The following is a 26,850-nucleotide window of genomic DNA, read 5'->3' on the forward strand; positions in this document are numbered from 1 at the left end:
GGAGGGGCGGCGCCGAACCGGCCGCCCCCGAAGGAGAATTGGGAGATCAGAGATGTCAGACGCACCCGAGGCCCGGAGCCGGGCGCACCAGCTCGTCGAGGCCAGTCGGCAGCTCTTCACGGCCGGGGTGATGTCGCACTCCGGGCACGCCAACCTGAGCGTCAGGCTCGACGCCGACCGCTTCCTGCTGACCCCGGGCTTCGTCCGGGACCTGGAGCCCCAGCACCTGGCGACCGTCGGCCTCGACGGGCAGCTCCTGGAGGGCGAACTGCGCTCCGTCAGCGCCGAGATCATCACCATGCACAGCGTCGTCTACCGCGCCCGCCCGCACGTGGGCGCCATCATCCACACCCACTCGCCCTCCGCGACGGCCTTCGCGGTGGCCCACCGGCCGCTGCCCTGCCGCACCGAGCCGATGCTGCGCTTCGGCCAGCCCGAGGAGGTGCCGGTCGTGCCCTGGGGTCCGCGCGGTTCGGACGTGTCGATCCGGGGCATCGCCGACGTGCTGGACCGGCGCCCGACGACGTCCTCGGTCCTCCTCGCCAACCACGGCCTGCTGGTCTTCGGCCCTGACGCGGCCGCCGCCGCCCACCTGGTGGTGGCGATCGAGGAGAGCGCCGAGGCCGAGATCGCCGCCGCGGCGATCGGCGGGGCCGTGGACTTCCCCGAGGGCGCCCTGGAGGCCGTCCGCGCCTCGATCGCGCGGGTGTCGGCATGACCGCTTCCGACCAGGGCTTCGACGAGCGCTCCGAGGCGCTGCGCGACCGCTACCGCACCACGCTCGGCGCCGTCCCCGCCGCGGTGGAGGACCGCCTGCGGCTCGCCCAGGACTACGGACGGCTCCCCACCGAGGAGGTGTTCACGGCCCTGCGCCACCTCGTGCTCGCCGACAGCCCGCTCGGTGGCCGCGTACAACAGCTGGTCCACTTCGGCCAGTTGCTGTCCCTCGGCCGGGCGGAACCGGCCCGCATCCACGCCCGCGGCGCCCTCCACGCGGGCGCCGGCATCGCCGACCTCATCGGCGTCGCCGAGACCGCGCTCATCACCTCGGGCGCCCCGGCCTACGCGCTCGGCATCGAGATCGTCGTCGAAATCGTGGAGCGGGAAAGGGCGCGGGAAAGGGATCAGGTGAAGGGGAAGCAGAAGGAGAAGGAGAAGGGCGAGGACGGCTGACCGCCGCGCCCGGATCGAACCGGTCGGATTCAGGGCCGCAGGGGCTTGGCGAGGCGAACCGTGCCCTCGGGCTCGTCGTGGGGGGCGGGCCGGTAGCCCTCGCTCTCGTAGAGGGCGATGTTGCCCGTGCTGCGGGTGCCGGTGAAGAGGACGGCGCGGGAGCAGGCCGGGTCGGCGGCGGATTCGGCGGTGCGGAGGAGCCAGCGGCCGAGGCCCTGGCCGCGGAGGTCGGGGGCGACGCAGAGGCGGCCGATGTGCCAGTCGGTGCCGGTGCGGCGGGCCCGGACCATGCCGAGGAGGCGGCCGTCGCGCCAGAGGCCCGTGGTGTTCCAGGTGGCGATCCAGTCGCGGACCTGCTGCGGGGACTCGTGCAGGGCCGGGATGTCGAGGGTGTCGTTGGCGAGGGCCTCGTCCACCCAGCAGCACCGCTGCAGCACGGTGACCTCGGGCGCGTCCTCGGGGGTCAGGCGCCTGGTGTACGAGCCGGTCGGCGGGCCGGGCAGCGCTTCCGGCCGCCCGGCCTCGCGCAGGGGGCGCAGGGCGTGGGCCACCCTGGTCAGCTCGTCGAGGACTCCGTGGGCCGCCGAGGCGAGGGCCGGGGTGGGGCGGACCCGGCCGTCCTCCACGGAGTCGCCGAGGCGTATCGCGACGGTGGCGCCGAGCGGGACCATGCGCAGCGTGGCCACGATCTGCTTGGCGTGCTGGACGGCCCGGGTGCCGGCCGAGCTGTTGCCGTAGCTGACGAAGCCGACCGGCTTCCAGGCCCACTCCCGGTAGAGGTAGTCGAGGGCGTTCTTCAGCGTCGCCGGCATGCCGTGGTTGTACTCAGGGGTCACGACGATGAAGCCGTCCGCGGCGTCCGCGATCGCGCTCCAGCGCCGGGTGTGCTCGTGCCGGTAAGCGCCCTCCGACGGATGCGCCTCCTCGTCGAGGAACGGCAGGCCGAGGTCGCCGAGGGCGAGGGGCACCAGCTCGACGCCCAGTTCCGCGGCGCGGGGCGCGAGCGCGTCGACGAGCCACTCCCCCACCGCCGGGCCGAGGGCGCCGGGGCGGTTGCTGGACAGGAGGACGAGGACGCGCAGGCTTTTCGTTGACATGGAAACGAAGCTAGCGAGTAGATTGGTTACATGTCAACGAAATCATCGGACGAGACCGCCCCCTGGCTGACCGCCGACGAGGAGCGCGCCTGGCGGGCCTTCCGCCGCATGGTGGCCGCCGTCCAGGCCGGAACGGTGCGGGACCTGGGCGCGGCCGGCCTCTCCGAACCCGACTACGAAGTCCTGAGCACGCTCTCGGAACGCCCCGGGCGCACCAGTTCCCTGCACGAGCAGGCCGCCAAGATGGACTGGTCCCGCAGCCGCCTCTCCCGGCACGCCACCCGGATGGAGGAGCGCGGCCTCCTGCGCCGCGAGCCGGACCCGACCGACGGCAGGGGCTGCCTCCTCGTCCTCACCGAGCACGGCTTCGACACCCTCGCCGCCGCCGCCCCGGCCCATGTCGCCTCCGTGCGCCGCCACTTCGTCGACCGGCTCACCCCTGAGGATCTCGCCGCGCTCGAGGCGATCGCCCGGAAGGTGGAGGGCCCCGAGGGTTAACTCGTTTCGAGGTTCTGGGTCATGCGTTCGAGGACGGTGACGGCGGCGCGGTACTCCTCGGGGGTGATGCCGGCCAGGGAGAGGTCGCGGAAGGCGGCGACCCGGGTGGCGACGGTGGAGAGGTGGTCACGGCCGCTCGGGGTCAGGGTGAGGTGGCCGGGGGCGGGGCGGGTCGTCCAGCCGTGGGCGAGGGTGGTCTCGACGGCGGCGGTCAGGGTGGGGAGGTCGGCGTTGGGGGCGGGGGCGGTGACGACGGCGGCGTCGGGGACGACAGCGGCGCCGGTGGCCTCGGGGGTGTCGCGGAGGACGTTGAGGACCTGCCAGGTGGTGCGGGTGAGGCCGTACTCGGCGAGGACGCCGTTCATGTGGTGGGTGATGGCCTGGTCGGTGCGGTTGAGCCAGTAGCCGATCGGCTTCATGGTGGCGGCCTTTCCTTGTCCGGCAGCGTTTCTCAGCGCGGGGTGAACGCTGTGGCGTTCTCGACGGCCCACTGGTGGAACGTGCGCTCCGGCCTTCCCAGCAGGGAGCGGGTGGTGTCGGCGATGGGCGCGGGACCGGCGGTGGCGGCGGCCCACAGGGTGAGCAGCGAGTCGGCGAAGCCGGCGGGCAGGAAGCGGTTCATCTGCTGCTCCGCCTCGGCGCGGGTGATGGTCTCGACGCGCAGGTCGCGGCCGAGCACCTCGGCCAGGACGGCGATCTGCTCGCGGAAGGTGAGGGACCGGCCGCCGGTGAGGGTGAGGGCGCGGCCGCGCAGGGCCGTACCGGTGAGCGCCTCGACGGCGACGTCGGCGATGTCCTCGGGATGGATGGGCGCGATCTGCGCCTCCGGGTAGGCGAGTTGGATCGGCAGGCCCTGGCCGATGCCGTAGGACCAGCCGAGGGCGTTGCTGGCGAAGGCGTCCGGCCGCAGAAAGGTGTGCGGCAGGCCGGAGGCGGCCAGGGCGCGCTCGACGAGGAAGCTGTGCGAGGCGAGCGGGTCGGTCTCGGCGTCGGGCGCCAGGACCGAGGCGGAGGACAGCAGGACGACGTGCTCGACCCCGGCGGCCCTGGCCGCCGCGACGAAGGCGTCGATGCCCGAGGGCTCCGGGTAGAGGAAGACCTGGCGCACACTGTCGAGCGCGGCCGGGAAGGTCTCGGGCCGGCCGAGGTCGAGTTCGGCGACCTCCACGCCGGCCGGGACGGTCAGGTCGGCGGGCTTGGCACTGGCCGCGCGGACGGGCCGTCCGACGGTGTGGAGGCGGTGGATGACGGCCTGGCCGACCTGACCGCGGGCGCCGGTGATGAGGATGGACATGAGAAGGGGACCCCCTGGTTCACAGCACGACCGAAGCTCTGCGCTTCGACATATGCATGCTTGCATGCATGTAATTTCAGGTCAACACATGCCTGCCGTCGCTCATGGGCTCTACGATGGACCCATGACGACGAACGGGAACGCGCCGCAGACGGCGGAGGAACTGCTGAACGCCGTGGGCCCCGCGTTCTCCAAGCTGCGCCGCACCTCGCTGCTAGAGGTCGAGAACCCCATCTCGGCCAAGGACCTGAGCCGCACCCTGGTCCTGAACATCGTCCTGGGGCACACCCGGGACTCCGACAAGGAGATCACCGTCGGCGCGGTCGCCGAGATCCTCGGCGTCGACCCCTCGGTCGCCAGCCGGATGGTCAGCGACAACATCAAGGCCGGCTACCTGATCCGCGCCGCCTCCCAGCAGGACGGGCGCCGCACCGTACTCCTGCTCAGCCCCGAGGGCGCCGAGCTCATGGCCCGGTTCCGGCGCCACCAGCGCGACGCGTTCGACTACATCACCGCCGACTGGAACGAGCACGACCGCCTGGAGTTCGCCCGCCTGATGCTCAAGTACGTCGACTCGCTGGCCCAGTTGAAGGACCGGGGCCTGGCCGTGGACGCCAAGGGCGCCTGAGGCCTGCGGGCCCTGCGCCCGGACGGCGGCCGGTGAGCATCCGAATCAGGGCCCGTTCAGCACTGATCAGCACGTGATCAGCACGTGATCAGCGCCCGGAGAGGCGCTGGAACGGGGCGTGGTCGCGCAGGAGTTCGGCGTAAGGGGCGGTGGCGGAGGCCGTACCGTCGGAGAGCATCACCACGCTGTCCGCGGCCTCGACGGTGGACATGCGGTGGGCGATGACCAGCAGGGCGCACTCCTTCCGCAGGTCGTGCAGGTTGATGGTCAGCGCGGCCTCGTTGGCCGGGTCCAGGTGCGCGGTGGGCTCGTCCAGGAGCAGCAGCCGGGGGCGGGCGAGGACGGCGCGGGCGATGGCGACGCGCTGGCGCTCGCCGCTGGAGAGGCGCAGGCCCCGCTCGCCGACCTCGGTGTCGAGCCCGGCCGGCAGGCGGTGCACCTTCTCGGTGAGGTTGACCAGGTCGAGGACTTCCCGGAGGCGGTCGTCGGTGGCGTCCGGGGCCGCGTAGCAGAGGTTCTCCCGTAGGGTGCCGTGCAGCATCGGGCAGTCCTGCTCGACCCAGCCGATCCCGGAGCGCCACTCGTCCAGGCCGAGGCCCTCGGCGGGGTGCCCGCCGAGGCGGATGCTGCCGCTCCACGGTTCGTAGAAGCGGTTGACCAGCGCGAAGGTGGTCGACTTGCCGGCGCCGGACGGGCCGACCAGGGCCACCAGGGCGTGGCGGGGGACGGTGAGGGAGAGGCCTTGGAGGATCGGCGCGTCGGAGCTGTAGCCGAAGTACAGGTCGCGGATCTCCAGTGCGGGGGCGGTGGTTGACCACTCCGAGGGCTGACGAAACACTCGGGGGGCGGCCTCCACGGGGAGCGCGTACACCTCCCGGATGCGCTCGGTGGAGCCCTTGGCCCGGTTCACCGAGGCGAGTCCCTCCATCAACTCGGTGACCGGGCCCGTCAGTTGGGTGGCGTACAGCAGCATCGCCACCAGGGCGCCGAGCGAGAGGACGCCCTGGTCGACCCGGGTCGCGCCGAGCAGCAGGACCAGCACGAAGGCGGCGTTGATGGCCAGTTGGGCCGTCGGGGCGATCAGCGCCGTGAGACGGGCGCCGCGCATCGCGGCGTCGTACGCGTCGAGGGCGAGTGTGCCGAGGTGGTCGGCCTCCCGCCGTTCGGCGCGGTTGGCCCGTACGGTCCGCAGGGCCGACAGGGCCCGCTCCAGCCCGGCCGAGACCGCGCCCACGGCGGCCTGCAGGTCGGAGGAGGAGCGGCCGATCGCCGCCGAAAGCCTGTTGATCACGAGGCCGCTGGCGAGGAGCACGCCGAGGATGATCAGCATCAGGACCGGATCCAGCACGAACATCGCGGCGACGCTGCCGAGCGCGACGCACAGGTTGGTGGCGATCTGGACGGAGACGTGCGTCAGCGCCTCGCGAAGAACGACCACGTCCGTCGAGGCGCGCGCCATCAGGTCGCCGACGCGCAGACGGTCGAAGGCGGGTATGCGCACCCGCAGCAGGTGCCCGATCAGCCTGGTCCGCGTGGCCAGGACGAACCGTTCGCCGGTGCGCTCCAGCAGGTAGACGGCGCCGGCGCCGATGAGGGCCTGGAGCAGGAGCAGCAGGACGAGGAGACCGGCGGGGAGCAGGAGCGGCCGGTGGGCGGTGACGGCGTCCACCACCCCCTTGGCCGCCAGGGGCTGGGCGATGCCCACGGCGGCGGCCGCCAGGGTGAGGAGCAGGGCGACGGCCAGGGCGCGGCGCTGCCCACGGGTCAGGGTCCACAGCTGGCGAAGCATCGTGTCCTCGGCTCCCAGGATGTGTTCAGCCGGCTTCCACCAGGCCGGAGGTGCACAGCCGGTCGGTCATCGCCGTGAGGTCCTGCCGCGCCTCGGCCTCGGCGATGCCGAAGTGGGCGGAGAACTCCTCGGCGACCTGGCCGACGGTGTGGCCGTCGAGCAGGCGCCGCAGGGCGTACGCGCCGGTCTGGTTGAGCTGCCAGTAGGCGCCGGTGCGCCGGCTCAGCAGCACGGCGCCGTCGTCCGTGTCGGTGGACACGGTGTGGGCGGTCAGGCGGAGCGTCATGCGGTCCTCCGGACGGGGGATGAGGCGGAACCAGCGGGACGGGCGAAACGGGCAGGTCAGGCAGGTCAGCCGGAACGGGCGGAACGGGCGGAACTGGCGGGCCGAGCCGGCCGCTTGGGCGCGACGGTGACCATCGGCCGGAAGTAGCCGTCCGGGTACGGCTCGTCGATCACCCGCCCCTCCGCCTCCACCCAGGCGTGGGCGCCGAACGGCGTCGTGCGCACGCCCGCCTGCCAGGTGGGCCAGACGCCCTTGAACCGGCACAGGACGGCCGTGGCGATCGAGCGCTGGAGGCAGTTGTGGACGGCGCAGCGCAGGCTGACCGCGACCACCGCCGTACGGGCGGCGGACGCCTGCGCGGCGGTGCCCGGCCGGGCTCCGGTACTCAGGGCCGCGAGGACGGATTGCAGGCGCCCGGGCGAGAGCCTGGCCAGCGGACGGGCGAGCGCCACGGCGGCCAGCGGGAGCAGGCGCCGGTGCAGGGGCAGCCGGGTACGCGGCTGGAGCGCGCAGGGCGGACTGGTCACGGCGTCTCCTCGAGGGTGAGGACCGGCTGGGCTTCGGGCAGGTGAGCGGCGGAGCGGGCGGTGATCTCGCGCAGCCACAGTTCGGCGCCGATCGTCGCCTCCAGCTGCGCGGACCAGACGTCCCCGCTGCGCGGCGGGGTGATCAGCGTGGTGCGCAGCCCGCGTACGTCGATCAGGCCGCGCCGCGCCAGCTCCGAGTCCGCGAAGAGGTCCAGCAGGTCCGGCACGTGCTGCTGGAGGGAGCGGTCGACGGGCTCCTCGCAGTCGCCCTTGGTGGTGCGGTCGAGGATCACGTCGGGCACGAGGCCCCGCATCGCCGCGGCCAGCGCCGGTTTGTAGCGCCAGGGGCTGTAGCGCTCGTGGGGAAGGACGGCCAGTACGGCCTCGATCACCCGGTCGTCCAGGTACGGCAGTTCGAGGGGCAGGCCTTCGGCGGCGTAGTCGCGGCAGACGAGCCGGAGCACCGGCCCGGCGCTGCGCAGGGCGGCGAGGGTCTCGTGCTGCCCCCGGTCCGGTGCGAAGGGCGCGGCCTGCTCGGCCACCTCGTGGAAGAGCGTCCGGGTGGTCCGTACCGCGTCGCCGGTGGCCCAGGGCGTGGCCGGAATCCGTTCGCCCCAGCCGAGGGAGGGCGTCCGGGGAGGCGGCGCGCTGCGGGCGAGGTCGCCGGCGCACTGCCGCCACCACCCGGCGAGGTCTCCCCCGCCCAGCAGTCCGGCCAGGCTGGGCAGCAGCGGCCAGTCGTTCAGGGCCCGGTGGGCACGCAGGTGCCGCCAGGCGGTGACGGGGCGGCGGCGCAGCAGGGTGTGCAGGTAGGAGGCGCCGCCGGTGAACAGCTCGTCGGCGCCGTGCCCCGCGAGGTGCCGGGTGGCGCCGTGCTCGACCAGCTGCCGGGCACCGAAGCGGACGGCGTTCATGCCGCGGGTGGTGGCGCGCGGGGCCTCCGCGTCCGTCGCCCAGTAGGGCGGGGCGAACACCGCGGGCGCGTCGGTGTCCGGCACGGTCAGGTGCTCGGCGTGCGGGAGCAGGCGGGCGGCCTGGGCGGCGTACAGCGGATCGTCGTTGATCGCGCTGCCGCCCGTCCAGCAGAAGGTCAGCAGGTCGGGGCGCTGTTCGGCGGCGAGGAAGCACAGCGAGGTGGAGTCCATGCCGCCGGAGAGGTCGGCGGAGAGCCGGCCCTGTTCCGGCCGCCGCTGGGCCACCGCCTCCCGCAGGCGCTCGCGCACGGCCGGCGCGCCCTGCGCCAGGGTGAGTTCCGGCTCCGGCGGCCGCCACCACTGCACGGACCGGGCGGGGCCGTCGGCGGGGAGCACCAGGCAGGAGTCGGAGGGCACCTGGTGCACGCCGTGCCACCAGCTGCGCTCGCTCAGCGGCGCGAAGAGCATCCCGTACGTCACGCTCGCCGCGACCAGGCCCTCGTCGGGCTCGGCGCCGGTCAACTCGGCCAGCACGTCGGCCCGGTCGCCGGCGATGGGCACACCGCCGAGCCGGGCGGTGAACGCGCAGCGCGTCCCGCTGACGGTGCCCTGGAAGCGCACCTGCCCGTGGACGGAGGCCACCACGTGGGTGTTGCCGGGGAGGCCCCGGGCGAGCGCGTCGAGGTCCGGGAGGCCGCGGACGCGCGAGACCAGGGCGTCGAGCCGGCCGGCGGCGACCGGGCTCGGCCCGAACACCGCCACCCGTACCGGCCCGGCGGTGGAGACGACCAGGTCCTCCGGCGCCCACGAGCCTGCCAGCCAGGGCCGTCCGGAGGCGTGCGCGACCGTCCGCGCGGTTCCGGGGCCGATCCGACGGCCGGTGTTCCGGTGGGCCTCGGCGCCACCCTGGGAATCCGGAAAAACCACGAGGTAATCGTCGAGCGACTTCACGTTCCCACCCCCAGGTATCACGGTCATCACGGGTATCACGACGGCATCGGCACCATCGGTGCTTCGCCCCAGAACCGTGCACCACAAAAAGGGGGCATCACAACCGAATATCGCCGCATTCCCGGGGATCGCGCCAATTGTTCGGTGGCGAAATATGGCCATTTCCGGATCGATAATATTCAGATCGAGAGATCATCACGACCGCTTCTGATCACTTTTGACCGACCCAGAATCTGTCATGCCCACTTCCACAACGAAGTCGACCGGGTGATGCTTCGCTTACGAGCCAGCCCCGCGCACGAGAAGTCGACGGGCAATGGCCGAAGCCCGGCCGTCCGCATGGACACCATCGGGGGACACCGGTCTCAATGAAGCGGAGGCCACCCGGGCCTCGATACGGACGCATGGGAGAGCACCGTGACCGAGAACCAGAAGCTGCCCGAGCGCTACACCCCGCCGGCGGCCGCCAAGGTCGGCGACTTCACCAAGGACACCGACGGCACCATCTACACCAAGAAGGACGCGACGACCCTCGGCTTCAAGAAGCCGCGCTGACCCGCTCCTGCCCGACGGCCCGCCGGCGCACCGCCGGCGGGCCGTCCCGCTTTATCCGGGATCCCTTTCCCGCGATTCCGAATTCCCATCGCCATCGAAATTCCGAATTCCCGGTCGACCGCACCCGATCCGCCCCCCGGCCCCCCGCACCCGCCCCTCGACCCCCGCCCCTCGACCCTCCGTCAGCCGGCCTCCGAGAGCCGCCTCAACTGGTCCTCGTCGAGCCTCAGTTCGAGCGCCCCGAGCGCCTCGTCGAGCTGCGCGACCGAACTCACGCCCAGGACGGGGACCGTGGGAACGGGATGCGCCAACAGCCAGGCCAGCACCACCTGGTTGACGGTCGCACCGGTCTCGGCCGTCACCTCCGCCAGGACGGCGAGGCGGGCCTTCGCCCCAGGCCAGTCGTACTGCTCGCCCGGCGACCGGTCCGGGCGGCCGTAGGCGCCGCCGAGGAGCGGGGAGTAGGCGAGCAGGACGGTCCCGGGGTGGTCCGCGAGGTGGTCGAGCAGAGCGACGTCGGCGTGCGCCTGGACGCCGAAGTCCGCGTCGGGGCGGGGCATCAGATAGCTGTGGCGCTGCTGGACGCACCGATAGCCGGGCCAACCCCGGCGCGCGGCCAGCGCGTTGGCCTCGAACAGCTGGGCGGCGGTGTGGTTGCTGCAGCCGAGGAGGCCCACCTTGCCGTCCCCGACCAGGCCCGCGTAGGCGCCGAGGGTCTCCTCGACCGGGGTGTTCGGGTCGGCCACGTGCGCGTAGTGGACGTCCAGGCGGTCCGTGCCGAGGCGGCGCAGGCTGCCCTCGACGGCGGCGCGCAGCACGGGCCCGGCGAGGCCCTCGATGTGCTCGGGGAACGGCAGGCCCGGCACCGGGCGGGCGCCGGACTTCGAGGCGAGCACCAGCGATTCGCGGTTGCCGCGGCTCCTGATCCAGCGGCCGAGCAGTTCCTCGCTCTCGAAGCCGGTCGCGCCGGGCACCCAGAAGGCGTAGTTGTTCGAGGTGTCGACGAACGTCCCGCCCGCCTCGGTGAAGCGGTCCAGGATCGCCGTCGCCGTCCCCTCGTCCACGGTGGTGCCGAAGGTCATCGCGCCCAGGCACAACGCGCTCGCCTCCGGGCCGCCGACTCCCAGTGCACGGTGCTTCATTCGCGCGATCCCCTATTCGTGCTCGTGCTCGGTTCCGGCGGTCAGCCGGATCTCGTGGACGTGGTTCCTGGTACCGGCGAGCGGCTGCACCCGGCCGACGGCGTCGGTCGCCCTGGCCCGGACGCGGTGCGGGCCAGGGGCGAGGTCGTGGTCGAGCGCGAAGCGCTGCCAGGCGGGCTGCGCGCCGCGCGGCTCCAGGACGGCGGGCCGCCAGGGGCCGTCGTCCACGGAGACCTCGACGGAGGTCACCTCGGTCGAACTCCAGGCCCGGCCCGCGAGTTCGCACACCCCGGCGGGCACCCGGGCGCCGTCGCGCGGGGTGAGCAGCTTGCTGCTGACGTCGATCTCGCGGGCCGGGACGCGCTCCTCGCTCCCCGGGACCGCCCGCGTGTAGAGGCGGGTGGTGAAGAGGTGCTCCGGGCGCTCGGCCGCCAGGGTGATCCGGCGCAGCCACTTCACCGAGTTGGTGCCGAACATCCCCGGCACCACCGCCCTTACGGGAAAGCCGTGCTGACGCGGCAAGGGCTCACCGTTCACCCGGTGGGCGAGCAGCACAGCGGCCCCGCCCTCCTCCAGCGGAAGATCCTTGAGGTACGTCAGGCCGCTCTCCCCCGCGAAGCTGCCCGTGTCGGCGCCCTCCAGCCAGAGGTGCCGGGCCCCGGCGGACGGACCGGCCAGGGCAAGCACCGCGGAGAGCGCGACGCCCGTCCACTCCAGGTTGGCGACGGCGCGGGTCGGGACGTCCGGGTTCAACGGGTTGCCGAGGCACTCGTGGACGGACGTGACGCGGGTCTGCGGCAGCTCCAGCAGAGCGGACAGGCCGATTTCCAGGGGGCGTTCGACCAGACCGTCGACGGTGAGCGTCCAGTCGGCGGCCTCGATCGCAGGCGCCTCACCGAGGTGCGTGCGGACGAAGACCTGCCCGATCGGGGTCCGGAAGACGTCGGGGGTCTCCGGGTCGTTGTGGTAGCCCATCCGCCACTGCCTCCTCATACGAATCACCTGTATCCGCAGGGACGTTACCCGCAGGAGCCCGCCCGGTCAGCCCGGTTTCAGGCGGGCCGACCGCCGAACGCGCGGGCTTCGGCGACCAACTCGGCGACGGTGGAAGCCTTGTGGGCGGAGTAGGCGAGCAGACGGGCGTCGGCCCGGGCAGCCTCCCGCTTGGCGCGGGCATAGCGGGCGACCGCCTCCGGACGGGCCCGCAGGTACGCGCGCAGGAGCAGGTTGTCCGTCCACAACGCGCCGCCCAGCTCCACGACATGGACGTTCGCGGACACCCCCGACCGCCGCCGCAGGTACTGCCGCCCGGGCACTCCCGACTCGCCCAGGTGCTCGAACCCGTGCCGGCACACGACCTCGACCACCGCCGCCGTGTCCACCCCCGCGCACCCGATCTGGACGTCCAGCACCGGCTTGGCGTCCAACCCGGGCACGGCGGTCGAGCCGATGTGCTCGACCTCGGCCGGCACCGGAAGGTCCGCGCGGAACAGCGCCGCCAGCGCGCGGCCCTGATCGGCCCAGGCGGGATCGTAAGGGGTCAGGTGAATCGGTTCGTCGAGCATGCCCGGAGAGTACCGTCGCCGGACACGACCACCACGTCCGATTCCTTCAAGACCGGCGCCCCGGGCCGCGCCTAGCGTGGCGGTCATGAACGACGCCACCGCACCCCGGTTCGCCTTCGTCGGCCTCGCCGTGTCCGACCTCGCCGCCTCCATCGCCTTCTACCGCCTCCTCGGCATCGAGTTCGCCGCGGGCGCCGAGAACGAACCGCACGTCGAAGCCCAACTGCCCGGCGGCCCCCTGCTGGTCCTCGACCCGGAATCCACCATCCGCTCCTTCCACCCCGACTGGCAGCCCCCGACCGGCGGCGGCCGCACGGCCCTGGCGTTCCGCTGCGCCGACCCCGCGCAGGTGGACGCCCTGTACGCGCAGCTGGTCGACGCGGGGCACCACGGGGAGCTCAAGCCCTGGGACGCGTTCTGGGGGCAGCGGTACGCGGTCGTACGCGACCCGGACGGCAACGAGGTGGACCTGCTCGCCCCGCTCGCGGAGGGCTGAGCGGAGGCTCATGGCGACCAGGCGCAGGAGGGGCGCCACCGGGGTGCACCCGGAACGTCAGGCGCGCAGGAGGGACGTCACCGGCGTGCCCGCCAACTCCCGGACGTCCCGCGCCAAGTGCGCCTGGTCCGCGTAGCCCGCGCGGGCCGCCGTCTCGGCGAGCGGCACGCCCGAGCGGGCGAGCGCGAGAGCGCGTTGCAGCCGCAGGATGCGGGCGAGCGTCTTGGGGCCGTAGCCGAAGGCCGCCAGCGAGCGCCGGTGCAGCTGCCGGGCGCCGAGGCCGACGGTCTCGGCCGTGGCCGCGACGCCGCGCCCGGCCGCGAGGGCGGAGGCCACCGCCCGGACCAGCCCGTCCTCCGGCGGCGCCTCGGCCGCCAGGTGCAGGGCCAGGTCCTCCAGCGCGGCGGCCGGATCGGGCGCGGTGTCGATCCGGCCGATGAGCCGACTCACCTCGGCGGCGGGCCGTAGCGCGGCCAGGTCGACCCGCTGGTCGCGCAGCTCGCACGCCGGAACGCCGAGCAGCGCCGGCATCGCACCCGGCCGAAGCCGTACGCCCGCCCACGGGCCGCCCTGACCGGGCCCGGGCCGGAAGGCGCAGGTGTCGGGGCCCGCCACCAGCAGCCGGCCGCCCGTCCAGATCAGGTCCATGCACCCGTCCGGCAGCACGAGCCCTGCGGCGCCCGAGTCCCCACAGACGGCGGCAGGCTTCGTCCACACGACCGCCCCCGGCAGCCGGGACGGGCGCTCCGCGTAGGCGGCGGACATCGCAGGCATACCCGAAGGCTAAGCCGTGTCCGGCGGATCCTGCCGGGCCTGCGAGCCCCCGGCACTACGCAAGTAGTGGCACTACGTCCGTAGTGACCCCGTGCTTCCCACCGGGCAGCCGAAGGCCCCGGCCGCGTTCAGCGGGCCGGGGCCTTCAACGGCGCTGCGGGGTCAGCCCACCGGCTGGGCCTCGGGCTCGGCGGCCGCATCGGCATCCGCTGCCTCCGCCTCCGGGGCCTTCGGGCCGCCCTTCATCAGGACCAGGGTCAGTGCCGCCGCCGCGAGGACCGCGATGCCGCCGGCGGTGAAGGTGGTGGAGGTCGCGGTGTTGAAGGCGTCGCGGGCGGCGGTGACCAGGCCGTGGTCGGCGTTGGTGGAGGCCAGGGCGAGGGCGTCGGTGATGGAGTGGCGGGCGGCCGAGGGGGTGTCGGTGGGCATGCCGTCGGTGTAGGTGCTGGAGAGGACGGTGCCGAGGATCGCGACGCCCAGGGCTGCGCCGGACTGCTGGATGGTGTCGTTGAGGGCCGAGCCGACGCCGGCGTGTTCGCCGGGGATGGCGCCGAGGAGGGCGTTGGCGGCGGCCGGCATGCCGAGGCCGGAGCCGATGCCGAGGACCAGCATGCCGAGGGCGACCTTCACGAAGCCGTCGCCGACCGAGAGGGTGGCGAGCAGGCCGAAGCCGCCGGCGATGATCAGCATGCCGATCGCGGTGAGCACCCGGGCGGAGACCTTCTTGCCGAGGGCCGCGCCGATGCCGTTGAAGAGGAGCGAGGCGACGGCGAGGGGGATGAAGGCGAGACCGGTGTCGGTGGGGGTGAACTCCAGGACGAACTGCAGGTACTGGGTGAGCACCAGCATCAGGCCGCCGGTGGCGAAGGTGAGCAGGACGAGCGAGAAGCTGGCGCCGGTGAAGACCCGGTTGCGGAACAGGTGGAGCGGGACCATCGGGGCGTCGGTGCGGACCTGACGGACGGCGAAGCCGACGAGCGCGGCCACGGCGGCGGCGAACGGGACGAGGGTGGCGGCGCTGGTGATGCCGTCGCGGGGCAGGACGACGATCGACCAGACCAGGGCGGTCATGCCGACCATGGAGAGCACCATGCCGGGCAGGTCGGGCTTGCGCCACGGGCCCTTGGACTCGGGCATCAGGACGAGGGCCGCGATGATCGCGACCACGGCGATCGGCACGTTGAGCAGGAAGACCGCGCCCCACCAGAAGTGCGCGATCAGCGCGCCGCCGAGCACCGGGCCGCCGACCAGGCCGATCATGGCCACCGCGCTCCAGACGGCGATCGCCTTCGGGCGCTCCTCGTCGTCGAAGACGGTGATGAGGATGGAGAGGGTGCTCGGCATGACGAGCGCGCCGCCGACGCCCATGAGGACGCGTCCGGCGATGAGCTGGCCGGGGCTGGCGGCTTCGGCGGCGACCAGGGAGGCCGCGCCGAACAAGGCCAGTCCGATGATCATCACCTTTCGGCGGCCGAAGCGGTCGGAGAGGCTTCCGGAGGTGAGCAGCAGGCCCGCGAAGACCAGGATGTAGGAGTCGATGATCCACTGGATGTCCTGCGCCCCGGCGTTGATGTCCGCCGCGATCGGCGGGATCGACACCGTGAGGACCATGTTGTCGACCACCAGCACCAGGCTGCTGAGGCAGAGCACGATCAGGATGAGCCAGCGCTGCGGATGACGTGCCACCGCGCGCACCCCCTTCGAAGTCGGCACCGTCCGTCACGGCGCTCGGAAGTCGTCTCGGCCACACCGCCCTCCGTTCCGTTTCCCCCGGAGTACGGTGTGCGCCACGCCGAACACTGTACGGACACCGAACGGCGTACGCAAGGCCGTACGTCGTTCGTATCGACGCACGGCGTTCGCATGGACCGAACATCGTGCGCGACTCCGCACACCGTTCGGGATCGGGCCTATGCTGGGCTCGTGAACCGCCCCGGCAGGGAGCGGACGGAACAGGACCGAAGGAGGGCCCGATGAAGGCCGACTCTGAGGAAGCAGCGCCGCAGGAAGCAGCGCAGGCAGCAGCACCGCAGGAAGCAGCGCCGCAGGAAGCAGCACCGAAGGAATCCCCGAAGGCCCGCAGGAGCGCGGCCCCGGCGATCACCAACCCGTGGGCCCGCCCGCAGCGCGCCCGGCGCGACCAGCCGTTGCTCAGCCGCGAGCAGATCGTCCAGGAGGCGCTGGCCCTGCTGGACTCCGACGGCATCGAGGCGCTGAGCATGCGCAAGCTCGGCGCCCGCCTCAACGCCGGCGCGACCTCCCTCTACACCCACGTCGCCAACAAGGACGAGCTGCTCGCCCTGGTCGTCGACGCGGTCTTCGGCGAACTCCCGCTGCCGGACCCGGCCGGGGCCGAGGACCCGACGGTGTGGCGCAAGGCCCTGGAGGAGGTGGCCGAGAGCCTGCGGGCCTGCATCCTGCGCCACCCGTGGATGGTCTCGGTGATGGGCGACGTCGGGATGATCTACTTCGGCCCCAGCTGGATGCGGCTCGGCGAGGCCGGGCTGGCCCTGATGGAGACGGCCGGCTTCGAGGCCCACGACGCCAACGACGCGATGAGCGTCCTGTTCGGCTTCGTCATCGGGACGGCCACCGTGGAGGCCGCCTGGCTCAGCGCGCTCGCCAAGAGCGGCCGGGACGAGCAGCAGTGGGCCTCCGAGGTGATGCCGACCGTCGTCGAGGCCACCAAGGACTTCCCGCGGCTGCACCGGCTGTACACCAACCACATGCCGGAGGAGCTCGACGCCGGCCGCGACAGCGGCTTCACGAAGGGCGTCCGCCTGGTGCTGGACGGGCTGGAGGCCTCCCTCGGGGAGGGCTGGAAGCACTGACCGAGGGCGGTCGGGCCGGGGGAACGCCCCCGGCCGGCCGTCACGACACCGCCCTCACCACACCGCCGTCACCACACCGCCGTCACCACACCGCCGTCACCACACCACCCTCACCCCATCGACTTCGCCCCGTCGAGCGACTCCCGGATGATGTCCGCGTGCCCGGCGTGCTGCGCCGTCTCCGCGATCAGGTGCAGCACCACCTGCCGCGCCGACCACCGCGCGCCCGGCTCGAACCAGGGCGCCGGCGGCAGCGGATGGGAGAGGTCCAGGTCGGGCAGGTCCCGCAGCATGCCGTCCGTCTCCAGGGCCACGCGCCGGTACCCGTCGAGCAGCCCGGCCAGGGTCTCGCCGTCCGCCATCCGGAACTGCCCGGCCCAGTCCTCGTCCCCGCCGCGCATCGCCTCCGCGCCGCCGGTGACGAACCGCGCCCACCGCGCCTCCACGAACGCGCAGTGCTTGATCAGCCCGCCCAGCGTCAGCTCGCTGACCGTCGTGCGCCGGGCCGCCTGCTCGTCGGTGAGGTCCCGGACGGTGCGCAGCAGCAGCATGCGGCGCCGGTCCAGGCTTCCGACGAGCTCCTCCCGCTCTCCCATCAGACGGATTCGGTCGCGGGCCGCTCACCCACGGTCCGCCCGAGGTCGATCAGCCCGAAGGCCGCGCCCTGCGGGTCGCCGACCGCCGCGAACCGGCCGAACGGGCTGTCCATCGGCCCGAAGTAGACCTTGCCGCCGCGCGCCGTCAGCCGTCCGATCGCGGCGTCGGTGTCGTCCACCGCGAAGTACACGCTGACGTACGAGGGGGCCCCGGGCGGCAGGAAGTCGCCCTCCGCGCCCATCCGGCCCAGCACGGGCCGGTCGCCCACCAGGAACATCCGGTAGTCGAAGTCCCCGCCCGCCATCTTCCGCACGTTGTACGGGAAGACGGCGGGGAAGAAGGCGTCGGCCTTGCCGGGCTCGCGGGTGATGACCTCGGCCCAGGCGTACGAGCCGGGCGCGTCCTGCTTCTCGAAGCCCACGTGCACACCGGCCTGCCAGACGCCGAACGTCACGCCGCCCGGGTCCCGGGCGATGACCATGGTGCCGAAGTCACCGACCGCCATCGGCCCCATCACCACCTCGCCGCCCGCCGCACGGATCCGCTCCGCGGTGGCGGCGGCGTCCGGCGAGGCGAGGTACAGGCACCAGGCGGACTGGGCCTCCGCGCCGGGCATCGGCGGCACGATCGCGGCGACGGCCTTGCCGTCCGAGTACGCCTGCGTGTAGTTGCCGAACTCGGACGAGCTCTCGCCGAACGTCCAGCCCAGGACGTCCCCGTAGAAGGCTTTGGCGCCCTCCAGGTCGGTGAACATCGCGTCGGCCCAGCAGGGTGTGCCCTCAGGTAGCGCAGCCATCTCTTCTGCCCTCGCGTGCGGCGGTACACGCACACCGGCGGGCGTACGCGCCTCCCCGGTTCGCCAGCCTAACCACGACGCGGCGCCCCCGCGCGGGGGCGCCGCTCAGCCGTGAGGTCAGTGCACCCCTGAAACCCCGCCCGTCGGCGCCGACAGACGCAGCGAGGCCGTGCCCAGCCCGGTCGGCCCCGTCGGCACCACCCCGAGCGTCCGAGGCGCCTCAGCCTCCACCGAAGTCCCACCGGCACCCGCACCGACACCCGCACCGGCACCGGCCCCCGCCCCCCGAGCCGCGAGCACCCGCTCCGGCCCGAAGTGCCGCTCCAGGTCCTCCTCCCGGTACCGCCGGCACCCCTCGTGCCAGTTCAGCACCCCGGCCAGCCAGTCCTCCAGCTCCCGCACGTACCCGTCGAGCATCGCCCGGGCCTCGGCGTCCAGCCCGAAGTCGTCGTACATCACCGGGAGTTCGTTCTTCGCGACGTGCTGGAACTGGTCGAGCCGCGAGTGCATCAGGTCGTCGACGATCCGCGCCGCCGCCGGGTAGTCGCAGTTGAAGAAGTTCTGCACCACCAGGACGGTGTTGTGCAGCTCGCCCTCGTACTCGATCTCCTTCCGGTACGAGAACACGTCGTTGACCATGCACCCGTAGTCCATCGCGGAGTTCTCCAGCGCCCGCATCGCGCCGTGCTGGTAGACCTCCGGCGGCACGGTCCTGCCGTGGCCGAGCCGGGACAGTCCGGTGGTGAGGTCGGAGCCGAAGGTGGCGCGGCGCATCTCCAGGTAGTCAACCGGGTCCGGGATCCGGTTCTGGATGTGGTTGGCGAGCTCCCAGATCCAGCTGGCCGTCATCGACTCGACCCATTCGCGCAGCCGGCCCCGGGCCTCGACGGCCATCGGGCCCGCGGTGCGCTCCCAGAGGTCGGCGAGGCTGCGCTCCAGCGCGTTCGCCGGCTCGGGCGCGGGGGTGCCGTCCACCGGCATGAACAGCGACAGCCGCTCGTTGGCGCGCTTGGCGCCGGCGAGGTCGCGGGTGCGGCCGAAGGCGGCCGGGTAGTAGTCGTCGGCCCAGGTGCCCCACGCCAACCAGGCCGAGGAGATGTCGAGTTCCTCCGCACTGGCCTCCGGGTGGATGCCGGCGGCGCACAGCGGGAGGTCGTAGTCACGCATCGATTCGGCGTCCCAGATGCCGGAGCCGAAGACGCCGGGCTCCTCCGCCAGCAGGCCCATCCGCTCGGCCCACTCGATCACCCGCTCCCGCGCGCCGTCCAGGTGCGGGCTCAGCCGGAGATCGAACGGCAGCCTGAACTCCGGCAGTTGGCCGGGCCCGACCGGCCGGTACGGCGCGTGGCTGTGCGAGCGCGCCCGCCGCACCGCAGGCGCCAGGCCACCCGACCGCCCCGCCGAGCTGTCCCCCTGGAGGACGGTGGCCCCGCTGCGCAGGATGTCCAGCGCCGAGGTCCCGATCCCGCCGATCGCGTACGCGTCCCACCAGTTGCCCGAAGCCCCCGGCAGCGAAGCCCCCGGCAGCGAGGCCCCCGGCAGCGCGCCGCCCGCGCCCGGAGTCACCTCACCCTGCGAACCGGCCGCCGCACCACCGCCGTTCATGTACCGGCTGGAGCGCATGTGCCACTCGTGGCCGCCCGCCTGCCAGTCCTGCAGGCCCTTGACGTACGCCAACACCCGCGCCCGGCCCTCGGGTCCGAGCCCGGTCTCGGCGAACAGCACCGGCAGTTCGGTGAAGACGGTGTTCTCGAACTGCTGGAGCCGCGAGGTGATCAGGTCGTTGACGGCCTCGGCCGCCTCCTGGGTGGAGCAGTCCAGGAAGGTCTCCAACACCAGGATGCCGTTGCTGAGTTCGCCCTCGTCCTCGACCTCCCGCTGGTACGAGAAGATGTCGTTGCGCAGGTGCACGCCGTCGGAGAAGGCGTCCATCAGCACCCGCAGCGCCCGCGACCCCGACACCTCCTTCGGCACCTCGGCCCCGGCCGCGTACTCGACCAGCTGCGCCGACCAGGGCGCCCCGCCGACCTTGCGGCGCATCTCGATGTACTCCACCGGGTTGGCGATCCGCCCGGCGTCGATGTTGGAGAGCTCCCACAGCGACTCGTTCAGCAGGTTCCGGGTGCTCTCCGCGAACCGCACCCGCCAGTCCTCGCCCATCGCCGGAACGGTTCGCCGCCACAGGTCGGCCAGCCCCGCCTCGACGGGGTTCTCCGGCTCCGGCATCGGCGCGTCCGGATCGGCCGGCATGAACAGCGGCAGCCGGTCCAGGTGCGCCTTGCCGCCCTCCCGGTCGTTGGTGCGCTTGTACATGTCCAGGAAGTGGTCGTCGAAGAAGAACACCCACACGTACCAGTCGGTGACCAGCGACAGCGCCTCGGAGGAGCAGTCGGGGTGGGTGTAGGCGCAGAGCAGTCCGTAGTCATGGGCGTCCAGATCGGCCTGGTCCCAGATGCCGGAACCTTCCAGCATGCCCATCTCCCGTGCCCAGACGGTGGAGTGGGCTCTGGCCTCGTCCAGATGGGGATTGAGCCGTGCCGGGTGCGGCACGTAGAAGGACGGGAGTTCGAACGGCTGGGTCACGGCGGGCGAGCCTTTCTGGACGCTTCGACTGGACACTCCAATTGGACCAAGGATGACCTCCCGTCAGGCCCGATGAGCAGCACAACGGGAACAGTCATATGAAATGACTCATCCGCTCGAAACCTCGCCCGGACTCCCGACCGAACGCCCGACCGGACGCCCGACCGAACACCCGCTCAACTGGCGAGCGCCAGCACCAGCGAGGCCGCCGACGGGGCCATGTAGATCAGCGGGAACACCACGTTCTTGTACACCCGGGCCCGGAGCACGGTCAGGACCGCGCCCAGGAAGTAGAGGATCAGGCCGATCGCCGCCGCGTAGCCGAGGGCCGGGACGGCGAGGCCCGCGAGGAGACCGACCGCTCCGGCCGCCTTGGCGATGCCGAGCCAGATCCACCAGGAGCGCGGGACGCCGTACTGGGTCAGGGGCTCCACCACGTACGAAGCCTTCGCGAAGACCGAGTAGGCGGAGAAGCCGGTGTTCAGGGCGGCGAAGACGGTGACGACGACGTAGGCGACGGACATGGTGGTTCTCCCCTTGGCTGGCGCCGCCCCGGTCCGTTCCGCGGCGGCTCGACACCCCTCTGACCCAGGGCGCGCCGCCGATGTGACAGCTCGGACGAGATCACGGGCAAAAAATATTCCGTCGCATCCTCAACAACCGCTCCGCTGACGAACCATGCAGACCCCCCAAGGGTGGTACACACCAAAACTCCCCACCAAACGGGCGTGTTGACCACGCGCGCCCCCAGCCCGTCGACCAGACTGGGCGCCGACCCGACGCCAACTCCGAGGTAGGGACGCCCATGAACGTCACCGTCCGGCTCGCCCAGCAATCCGAGGCCGACGAACTGCTCGGACGCAGCGCGCTCGCCGTCCTCGTCGGCATGCTGCTGGACCAGCAGGTCCCGATGGAATGGGCGTTCACCGGCCCGCTGACCATCGCCCAGCGCCTCGGCCGTGACGACCTGGACGCGCACGAGATCGCCACCTACGGCCCCGAGGAGTTCGTCGCCCTGCTCTCCGCGAAGCCGGCCGTCCACCGCTACCCGGCCGCGATGGCCAAGCGGGTGCAACAGCTCTGCCAGTTCCTGGTCGCGCAGTACGACGGCGAGGCCTCCGCGCTGTGGAAGGACGTGCGCACCGGCAAGGAACTGCTCAGCCGCCTCAACGCCCTTCCGGGCTTCGGGAAGCAGAAGTCGCAGATCTTCCTGGCCCTGCTCGGCAAGCAGTACGGCGTCCGGCCGGAGGGCTGGCGCGAGGCCGCCGGAGCGTACGGCGAGGAGGGCGCCCACCGGTCGGTCGCGGACATCACCGGGCCCGAATCCCTGATCCTGGTACGGGAGTTCAAGCAGGAGCTGAAGCGCGCCGCGAAGGAGGCGAAGGCCGCCGCCAAGCCCCGCACCGTCACCCGGGCCTCGATCGCGAGCATGCCCGCCGTCCGATGAACCCCTGAGCCCCCCAACGGCGAAGGCCCCGGCCGCTGTCCGCGACCGGGGCCCCTCACTCGACCGTCACACCAGAGCGCTCTCCCGCTGCTCCACGACAGAGGTCTCCGTCTCCCCCGCGACGACCGCCTTACGCCGCGGCAGCGCGAACATCAGCAGGAACACCCCGGCCAGCACCGCCGCGACCCACCACATCGCGTGCACGAAGGCCCCGTTGAAGGCCGCCCCGACCGCCTGCGGCGCGACCACGTCGTCCACCTGCCCGAAGAAGGCGACGGACACCAGCCCGAGCCCGAGCGCGTTGCCCACCTGCTGCACGGTGTTGATCAGCCCCGAGGCCGACCCGGCGTGCTCGCGCGGCACCTCCGCCAGCACCGCGTCCGTGATCGGCGCGACCACCAGCCCCATCCCGAGGCCCATCACGACCAGCGGCAGCGCCATCTGCCAGGGCGCGATGTCCGTCCCGTACCGGTTCGCCTCCGCGATGTAGACCAGCACGCCGGCCACCATCACCAGCGCCCCCGCCTGCAGCACCTTCCGCCCGAACCGCGGCACCAGCTTCTGCACGGACAGCCCGGCGGCGGTGGAGACGGCGATCGAGAACGGGATGCCGGTGGTGCCGGCCTTGAGCGGGCTCCAGCCCAGGCCGATCTGCATGTACAGCGTCCAGACCAGGAAGAAGATGCCGAGCCCGATGCCGAAGGCGGTCTGCACGGCGATGCCGGCCGCGAAGGACTTCACCCGGAACAGCGACAGCTCCACCAGCGGCGAGCCGTCCCGCCGCGTCTTGGCCTTCTCGTACGCCACGAACAGCGCGAACACGACCGCGCTGCCGCCCATCGACAGGTACCCCCAGAGCGGCCAGCCGGCCTCGCGCCCGTGGGTGAGCGGGTAGATCAGCATCAGCAGGCCGAGGCTGGCCAGCACCATGCCCACGAGGTCCAGCTTGAGCGCCTTCTCGGCCCTGGACTCGTCGATGAAGCGGCGTCCGAGCAGCAGTCCGGCGATGCCGACCGGCAGGTTGATCAGGAAGATCGGGCGCCAGGCCAGGCCGAACAGGTCCCACTCGGTCAACAGCGCACCGATCATCGGACCGGACACCGCGCCCAGCCCGACCACCGCGCCGAACATCCCGAACACCTTGCCGCGCTCCTCCGCCGGGAAGGTCGCGTGGATGATCGACAGCACCTGCGGCACCATCAGCGCCGCCGTCCCGCCCTGCAGCACCCGCATCGCGACCAGCATCTCCGGGCCCGAGGCGAAACCGCACAGCGCGGACGCCAGGGTGAAGCCGCCGATCCCGACCAGGAACACCCGCCGCCGCCCGTGGATGTCACCGAGCCGCCCGCCGGTGATCAGCCCGACCGCGAAGGCCAGCGAGTACCCGCCGGTCACCCACTGGACGGCGCTGAAGGAGGCGCCGGTGTCCGCCTGGATGCTCGGGATGGCGATGTTGACGATGGTCACGTCCACCAGGTCCATGAAGGAGGCGACCATCACGATCGCCAGTGCGATCCACCTCCGCCGGTCCACGTCCGCGCTGCTCATTCCGTACTCCTCGCTCGTCGGCACGTCCCCGACGATACGAGGGAAGTAGGCCAGATCCTGTCCTAGTTCCTCCGGCATCATGGACGGCATGTCCGACACCCCCGCCCGGCTGCTGAACCTGCTCTCCCTCCTCCAGACCCCGCGCGAATGGCCCGGCACCGAACTCGCCGAACGCCTCGGCGTCAGCCCGCGCACCATCCGCCGCGACATCGACCGGCTGCGCGACCTCGGCTACCCGGTGCAGGCCAGCATGGGCGCCATCGGCGGCTACCGCCTGATCGCCGGCACCGCCATGCCCCCGCTGCTGCTGGACGACGAGGAGGCGGTGGCCATCGCCGTGGGCCTGCGCGCCGCGGCCGGCCACGCCGTCGCCGGCCTCGAGGAAGCCTCCGTACGGGCCCTCGGCAAACTGCTCCAGGTGCTGCCCGGCCGGCTGCGCCACCGCGTCGGCGCCCTCAACGCCGCGACCGTCGCGCTGCTGCCCGGCGACGGCACGACCGTCGACCCGGACGACCTGACGGTGATCGCCGGCGCCGTCACCAACCGGGAACGGCTGCGCTTCGCCTACCGGACGTACGACGGCACCGCCAGCAGGCGCAACGTGGAACCCGAGCGCCTCGTCTCGGCCGGGCAGCGCTGGTACCTGGTCGGCTACGACCTCGACCGCGACGACTGGCGGCTCTTCCGCGTCGACCGCCTCGGCGAACCCCACGCCACCGGCGCCCGCTTCACCCCGCGCGCCCTGCCCGCCGAGGACGCCGCCGCGTTCGTCGCCGGCAAGCTGCGCCGCCCGGCCCTGACGACCATCGTCGCCACCGTCCACACCTCCGCCGAGGAGCTGCGCCGCCGCTTCGGCCGCTGCGACGGCACGATCGAGCCGGTCGACGAGCACAGCTGCCTGCTGCGCACCACCGACTCCGTGGAGTGGACGGCGATGCGGCTGCTGAGACTGGGCCACCCCTTCGAGGTGAGCGCCCCCGAGGAGATGCGCGTCTTCCTCCGCTCCCTCGCCGACCAGGCCAACAGAGCAGCGGGCTAGGCGGCCACCCGGTACCAGACGTCCCCGGAGCGGAACCACAGCACGCCGTCCCGGCCGTGGGCACGGTGGTCGACCCCGCCCTCGACCTTCCGCTTCCCGGTCTGCTTCCACTTCTTCTTGCCGACCAGCAGGTGCCGGGTCAACTCCCCGCCCCTGGACAGGAACACGCCCTCGGGGCCACGCACCGCGAACCCGGCCGGCTCCCGGACCGGGCTGGGCACCGTGGAGGAGGACCCGTCCTCGGGATCGATCCGCGTGAGGTGGCTCTCCGTGGAGCCCGGGTACCAGGCCAGCCAGGTGTGCCGGCCCTCGGTCGCCCCGGCCAGCCCCTCCAGCGGGTAGCCGGGCAGCCGCTCGTGGTCCGGGCTCCAGACCACCTCGCCCTCGGCGTCGACGCCCCGGAGCCCGGCGGCGGCCAGCGGGTGGTCGCCGTAGATGCCCTCGTCCCCGTACGCCATCCAGATCCGGCCACCGCGGTCGGTCACCAGCGCCGGGATGTCGTCGCCGAGGCTCAACTCCCTTACGGGCGCGCCGTCCGGGCCGTACACGACGCCGTTGGGCTTCCAGCCGCCGACCGACTCCTCGGCCCGGTACTCGGCCAGCAGCACCCGCCGGCCCGGCAGCAGCGCCAGGTGGTGCGGGACCACCCCGACCCCGGTGAGCGGCACCCGCCGCTCACCCCGCTCACCGAGCACCACCACCTCGCCGTCGAACGGCGGTTTCACCGACGGCCAGGACCCGGCCGGCGCCACGAACTCCTGCGGCACCAGCAGGACGGCCAGCTCCCCCGCGGGGCCGACCGTCCAGGCCACGGCCCGGCGGCCGGCCCGCCGCTCCTCCTCGGGCAGCCGCCAGACCTCGGCCAGGTCCTTGCCGGGTATCACCGTCAGACCCCGTACTCCGCCGTCAGCAGCGCCCGGCCCAGCGTGTGGAAGGTCAGGTTGAACCCGACCTGCGCCGGCGGGGCGTCGGCGGAGACGTCCAGCTTCTCCACGTCCAGCGCGTGCACCGCGAAGACGTAGCGGTGCGGCGCGCCGGGCGGCGGGGCCGCGCCGTCGTAGCGGTTGCCGGGGAAGTCGTTGCGGCCGTGGAAGGACGCCTCGCCGGGCAGGCTCCCGTCCGAGGAACCCGCGCCGCGCGGCAGTTCGACGGTGTCGGCGGGCAGGTTCAGCGCCAGCCAGTGCCACCAGCCGGAGCCGGTCGGCGCGTCCGGGTCGTAGCAGGTGACGGCGATGCTCCGGGTGCCCTCCGGCAGGCCCGACCAGGCCAGCTGCGGCGAGAGGTTGCCGGCCGCGTACACGAACTCCTGGGCCAGCGTGCCGCCTTCGGTGATGTCCCGGCTGGTCAGCTCGAAGGACGGCACCTGCGGGAGGAACTCGTACGGCAGCGGCGGACGAACGCCCATCGGGGGCCACCTCTCACGATCGGGAAGCGAATCGGGGATCGACTCGGGAATCGGGAATCGGGAATCGACACGAGTCACTGTAATCGGGTGCACGTCCCTTCCCGACGCCCCTAGAGTCGAAGCCATGGCCTCGGACGACCGCAGCACCACCGCAAGCACGCTCGACCCCGCCCAGATGATCGCCGACGCCCGCCGGGCGCTGTTCACCATGGTCGGAGTACTGGCCGCGGTCTGGCTGATCCAGCTGGTGAACTGGATGGACGACTACGACCTCGGCCGGCAGTTCGGCGTCAAGTCGCAGGAGCTGGGCAGTCTGCCGAACATCGTCACCGCGCCCTTCCTGCACTGGAACTGGGCCCACCTGGAGGCCAACTCCGGCCCGCTGTTCGTCTTCGGCTTCCTCGCGGCCTACCGCGGCGTGAAGAAGTTCCTCGGCCTCACCCTGCTGGTCGTCCTGACCAGCGAGCTGACCGCCTGGGCCTTCGACCCGCCGAACAGCATCGGCGCGGGCGCCAGCGGCGTGGTCTTCGGCTACTTCGGCTACGTGGTGCTGCGCGGGATCATCGACCGCAACCTGGTCGACACCCTGATCGGCGTCGTCCTCGGCGCCTCCTTCGCCTACATGGTCAGCGGCGCCGTCCCCGGCGTCGCCCCGCACGGCATCAGCTGGGCCGCGCACCTCGGCGGGCTGGTCGGCGGCCTGGCCGGCGCCTGGATCTTCCGCAACCGCGGCCCGCGCCCGGCAGCGACGCCCAAGGCCCCCAAAGCTCCAAAGCCGGCCAAGGCCGCGAAGCCCACCAAGACCGACGCCAAGGCCCCGCAGTCCGCCACCAACCCCAACAGCCCCAACGCCGACCTGCTCAAGCAGCTCGACGACCTGGGGCTCTAGCGCGGCGGTATAGACCATTCCCACCC

At 72.6% G+C, this 26,850-nt stretch carries 29 protein-coding genes; 10 read left to right on the top strand and 19 right to left on the bottom strand.

Translation table 11 applies throughout. The features are described from left to right. Positions 1 to 52: 52 nt before the first annotated feature. Both ACIBCA_RS15585 and ACIBCA_RS15590 read left to right on the top strand, forming a co-directional pair. A complete protein-coding gene (locus ACIBCA_RS15585; protein WP_396283403.1) occupies positions 53 to 718 on the top strand; it encodes a class II aldolase/adducin family protein in 666 nt (221 codons plus the stop codon). Further along, positions 715 to 1,173: a carboxymuconolactone decarboxylase family protein gene (locus ACIBCA_RS15590; protein ID WP_396283404.1), complete on the top strand. Its 459-nt coding sequence runs from the start codon at positions 715 to 717 to the stop codon at positions 1,171 to 1,173. The genes ACIBCA_RS15585 and ACIBCA_RS15590 overlap by 4 nt, the downstream gene beginning before the upstream one ends. A 29-nt stretch (positions 1,174 to 1,202) precedes the next feature. On the opposite strand, the gene ACIBCA_RS15595 is transcribed toward ACIBCA_RS15590, so the two are convergent. Next, positions 1,203 to 2,270, bottom strand: a complete 1,068-nt coding sequence (locus ACIBCA_RS15595) for a GNAT family N-acetyltransferase (RefSeq protein ID WP_396283405.1) — start codon at positions 2,268 to 2,270, stop codon at positions 1,203 to 1,205. A 30-nt stretch (positions 2,271 to 2,300) separates the two neighbouring features. Here ACIBCA_RS15595 and ACIBCA_RS15600 point away from each other — a divergent pair, with 30 nt between their 5' ends. Next, positions 2,301 to 2,768 (top strand): MarR family winged helix-turn-helix transcriptional regulator, encoded by a 468-nt coding sequence (locus ACIBCA_RS15600; RefSeq protein ID WP_396283406.1) that lies wholly within the window; start codon positions 2,301 to 2,303, stop codon positions 2,766 to 2,768. Here the strand turns inward: ACIBCA_RS15600 and ACIBCA_RS15605 are convergent. After that, a complete protein-coding gene (locus ACIBCA_RS15605) occupies positions 2,765 to 3,187 on the bottom strand; it encodes a MarR family winged helix-turn-helix transcriptional regulator (RefSeq protein WP_396283407.1) in 423 nt (140 codons plus the stop codon). The two genes, ACIBCA_RS15600 and ACIBCA_RS15605, sit on opposite strands and share 4 nt — an antisense overlap. A 32-nt stretch (positions 3,188 to 3,219) precedes the next feature. Next, positions 3,220 to 4,062, bottom strand: coding sequence for an NAD(P)H-binding protein (locus ACIBCA_RS15610; protein WP_396283408.1), 843 nt, complete (start codon positions 4,060 to 4,062; stop codon positions 3,220 to 3,222). Between the two features lie 124 nt (positions 4,063 to 4,186). On the opposite strand from ACIBCA_RS15610, the gene ACIBCA_RS15615 reads away from it, so the two are divergent. Next, entirely contained in the window at positions 4,187 to 4,690 is a 504-nt protein-coding gene (locus ACIBCA_RS15615) for a MarR family winged helix-turn-helix transcriptional regulator (RefSeq protein ID WP_396283409.1), read from the top strand. Positions 4,691 to 4,778: 88 nt separating this feature from the next. On the opposite strand, the gene ACIBCA_RS15620 is transcribed toward ACIBCA_RS15615, so the two are convergent. The 4 genes from ACIBCA_RS15620 to ACIBCA_RS15635 all read right to left on the bottom strand — a co-directional run bounded on the left by ACIBCA_RS15620 (position 4,779) and on the right by ACIBCA_RS15635 (position 9,133). Further along, positions 4,779 to 6,479, bottom strand: a complete 1,701-nt coding sequence (locus ACIBCA_RS15620; RefSeq protein WP_396283410.1) for an ABC transporter ATP-binding protein — start codon at positions 6,477 to 6,479, stop codon at positions 4,779 to 4,781. Between the two features lie 25 nt (positions 6,480 to 6,504). Further along, a complete protein-coding gene (locus ACIBCA_RS15625; RefSeq protein ID WP_396283411.1) occupies positions 6,505 to 6,765 on the bottom strand; it encodes a lasso peptide biosynthesis PqqD family chaperone in 261 nt (86 codons plus the stop codon). Positions 6,766 to 6,830: 65 nt separating this feature from the next. Continuing rightward, positions 6,831 to 7,292: a lasso peptide biosynthesis B2 protein gene (locus ACIBCA_RS15630; RefSeq protein WP_396283412.1), complete on the bottom strand. Its 462-nt coding sequence runs from the start codon at positions 7,290 to 7,292 to the stop codon at positions 6,831 to 6,833. Continuing rightward, positions 7,289 to 9,133, bottom strand: a complete 1,845-nt coding sequence (locus tag ACIBCA_RS15635) for an asparagine synthase-related protein (RefSeq protein WP_396283413.1) — start codon at positions 9,131 to 9,133, stop codon at positions 7,289 to 7,291. The genes ACIBCA_RS15630 and ACIBCA_RS15635 overlap by 4 nt, the downstream gene beginning before the upstream one ends. Positions 9,134 to 9,574: 441 nt before the next feature. Between ACIBCA_RS15635 and ACIBCA_RS15640 the strand changes: the two genes are divergently transcribed. Next, a complete protein-coding gene (locus ACIBCA_RS15640; RefSeq protein ID WP_396283414.1) occupies positions 9,575 to 9,712 on the top strand; it encodes a hypothetical protein in 138 nt (45 codons plus the stop codon). Positions 9,713 to 9,894: 182 nt separating this feature from the next. On the opposite strand, the gene ACIBCA_RS15645 is transcribed toward ACIBCA_RS15640, so the two are convergent. From ACIBCA_RS15645 to ACIBCA_RS15655, 3 genes are all read right to left on the bottom strand, one after another. After that, positions 9,895 to 10,854 (bottom strand): aldo/keto reductase, encoded by a 960-nt coding sequence (locus ACIBCA_RS15645; protein ID WP_396283415.1) that lies wholly within the window; start codon positions 10,852 to 10,854, stop codon positions 9,895 to 9,897. A 12-nt stretch (positions 10,855 to 10,866) separates the two neighbouring features. Further along, positions 10,867 to 11,829: a molybdopterin-dependent oxidoreductase gene (locus tag ACIBCA_RS15650; protein WP_396283416.1), complete on the bottom strand. Its 963-nt coding sequence runs from the start codon at positions 11,827 to 11,829 to the stop codon at positions 10,867 to 10,869. Positions 11,830 to 11,906: 77 nt separating this feature from the next. Beyond that, positions 11,907 to 12,419 (bottom strand): GrpB family protein, encoded by a 513-nt coding sequence (locus ACIBCA_RS15655; protein ID WP_396283417.1) that lies wholly within the window; start codon positions 12,417 to 12,419, stop codon positions 11,907 to 11,909. 85 nt (positions 12,420 to 12,504) lie between these two features. Between ACIBCA_RS15655 and ACIBCA_RS15660 the strand changes: the two genes are divergently transcribed. After that, on the top strand, positions 12,505 to 12,915 hold the full coding sequence (locus ACIBCA_RS15660; protein WP_396283418.1) for a VOC family protein: 411 nt from the start codon (positions 12,505 to 12,507) through the stop codon (positions 12,913 to 12,915). Between the two features lie 57 nt (positions 12,916 to 12,972). Here ACIBCA_RS15660 and ACIBCA_RS15665 read toward each other — a convergent pair whose 3' ends face one another. Further along, positions 12,973 to 13,689, bottom strand: a complete 717-nt coding sequence (locus tag ACIBCA_RS15665; RefSeq protein ID WP_396283419.1) for a helix-turn-helix domain-containing protein — start codon at positions 13,687 to 13,689, stop codon at positions 12,973 to 12,975. A gap of 162 nt (positions 13,690 to 13,851) precedes the next feature. Continuing rightward, the gene (locus ACIBCA_RS15670) at positions 13,852 to 15,375 is read right to left on the bottom strand and encodes an MFS transporter (protein ID WP_396283420.1); all 1,524 of its coding nucleotides are present in this window, start codon (positions 15,373 to 15,375) and stop codon (positions 13,852 to 13,854) included. 287 nt (positions 15,376 to 15,662) lie between these two features. Between ACIBCA_RS15670 and ACIBCA_RS15675 the strand changes: the two genes are divergently transcribed. Then, positions 15,663 to 16,520, top strand: a complete 858-nt coding sequence (locus ACIBCA_RS15675; RefSeq protein WP_396283421.1) for a TetR/AcrR family transcriptional regulator — start codon at positions 15,663 to 15,665, stop codon at positions 16,518 to 16,520. 110 nt (positions 16,521 to 16,630) lie between these two features. On the opposite strand, the gene ACIBCA_RS15680 is transcribed toward ACIBCA_RS15675, so the two are convergent. From ACIBCA_RS15680 to ACIBCA_RS15695, 4 genes are all read right to left on the bottom strand, one after another. Continuing rightward, positions 16,631 to 17,116, bottom strand: coding sequence for a DinB family protein (locus tag ACIBCA_RS15680; RefSeq protein WP_396283422.1), 486 nt, complete (start codon positions 17,114 to 17,116; stop codon positions 16,631 to 16,633). After that, the gene (locus ACIBCA_RS15685; RefSeq protein WP_396283423.1) at positions 17,116 to 17,913 is read right to left on the bottom strand and encodes a VOC family protein; all 798 of its coding nucleotides are present in this window, start codon (positions 17,911 to 17,913) and stop codon (positions 17,116 to 17,118) included. Before ACIBCA_RS15685 ends, ACIBCA_RS15680 begins: the two co-directional genes overlap by 1 nt. A 117-nt stretch (positions 17,914 to 18,030) precedes the next feature. Then, positions 18,031 to 20,496, bottom strand: coding sequence for a germacradienol/geosmin synthase (locus tag ACIBCA_RS15690; RefSeq protein ID WP_396283424.1), 2,466 nt, complete (start codon positions 20,494 to 20,496; stop codon positions 18,031 to 18,033). A 176-nt stretch (positions 20,497 to 20,672) separates the two neighbouring features. Continuing rightward, on the bottom strand, positions 20,673 to 21,020 hold the full coding sequence (locus tag ACIBCA_RS15695; protein ID WP_396283425.1) for a DoxX family protein: 348 nt from the start codon (positions 21,018 to 21,020) through the stop codon (positions 20,673 to 20,675). A gap of 281 nt (positions 21,021 to 21,301) precedes the next feature. Between ACIBCA_RS15695 and ACIBCA_RS15700 the strand changes: the two genes are divergently transcribed. After that, on the top strand, positions 21,302 to 21,943 hold the full coding sequence (locus ACIBCA_RS15700) for an HhH-GPD-type base excision DNA repair protein (RefSeq protein WP_396283426.1): 642 nt from the start codon (positions 21,302 to 21,304) through the stop codon (positions 21,941 to 21,943). Positions 21,944 to 22,009: 66 nt separating this feature from the next. Here the strand turns inward: ACIBCA_RS15700 and ACIBCA_RS15705 are convergent, their stop codons facing one another. Further along, on the bottom strand, positions 22,010 to 23,491 hold the full coding sequence (locus tag ACIBCA_RS15705; RefSeq protein ID WP_396283427.1) for an MFS transporter: 1,482 nt from the start codon (positions 23,489 to 23,491) through the stop codon (positions 22,010 to 22,012). A gap of 88 nt (positions 23,492 to 23,579) precedes the next feature. Here ACIBCA_RS15705 and ACIBCA_RS15710 point away from each other — a divergent pair, with 88 nt between their 5' ends. Then, positions 23,580 to 24,530 carry a helix-turn-helix transcriptional regulator gene (locus tag ACIBCA_RS15710; RefSeq protein ID WP_396283428.1) on the top strand — a complete coding sequence of 317 codons (951 nt, stop codon included), beginning with the start codon at positions 23,580 to 23,582 and terminating at the stop codon, positions 24,528 to 24,530. Here ACIBCA_RS15710 and ACIBCA_RS15715 read toward each other — a convergent pair. Both ACIBCA_RS15715 and ACIBCA_RS15720 read right to left on the bottom strand, forming a co-directional pair. Then, on the bottom strand, positions 24,527 to 25,414 hold the full coding sequence (locus tag ACIBCA_RS15715; protein WP_396283429.1) for a hypothetical protein: 888 nt from the start codon (positions 25,412 to 25,414) through the stop codon (positions 24,527 to 24,529). The two genes, ACIBCA_RS15710 and ACIBCA_RS15715, sit on opposite strands and share 4 nt — an antisense overlap. Positions 25,415 to 25,416: 2 nt before the next feature. Next, positions 25,417 to 25,935: a YbhB/YbcL family Raf kinase inhibitor-like protein gene (locus ACIBCA_RS15720; protein ID WP_396283430.1), complete on the bottom strand. Its 519-nt coding sequence runs from the start codon at positions 25,933 to 25,935 to the stop codon at positions 25,417 to 25,419. Positions 25,936 to 26,059: 124 nt separating this feature from the next. On the opposite strand from ACIBCA_RS15720, the gene ACIBCA_RS15725 reads away from it, so the two are divergent. After that, positions 26,060 to 26,824, top strand: coding sequence for a rhomboid family intramembrane serine protease (locus ACIBCA_RS15725; RefSeq protein WP_396283431.1), 765 nt, complete (start codon positions 26,060 to 26,062; stop codon positions 26,822 to 26,824). Positions 26,825 to 26,850 lie beyond the last annotated feature (26 nt).

It is taken from the genome of Kitasatospora sp. NPDC051170 (assembly GCF_044455705.1).
Lineage (GTDB): Bacteria > Actinomycetota > Actinomycetes > Streptomycetales > Streptomycetaceae > Kitasatospora.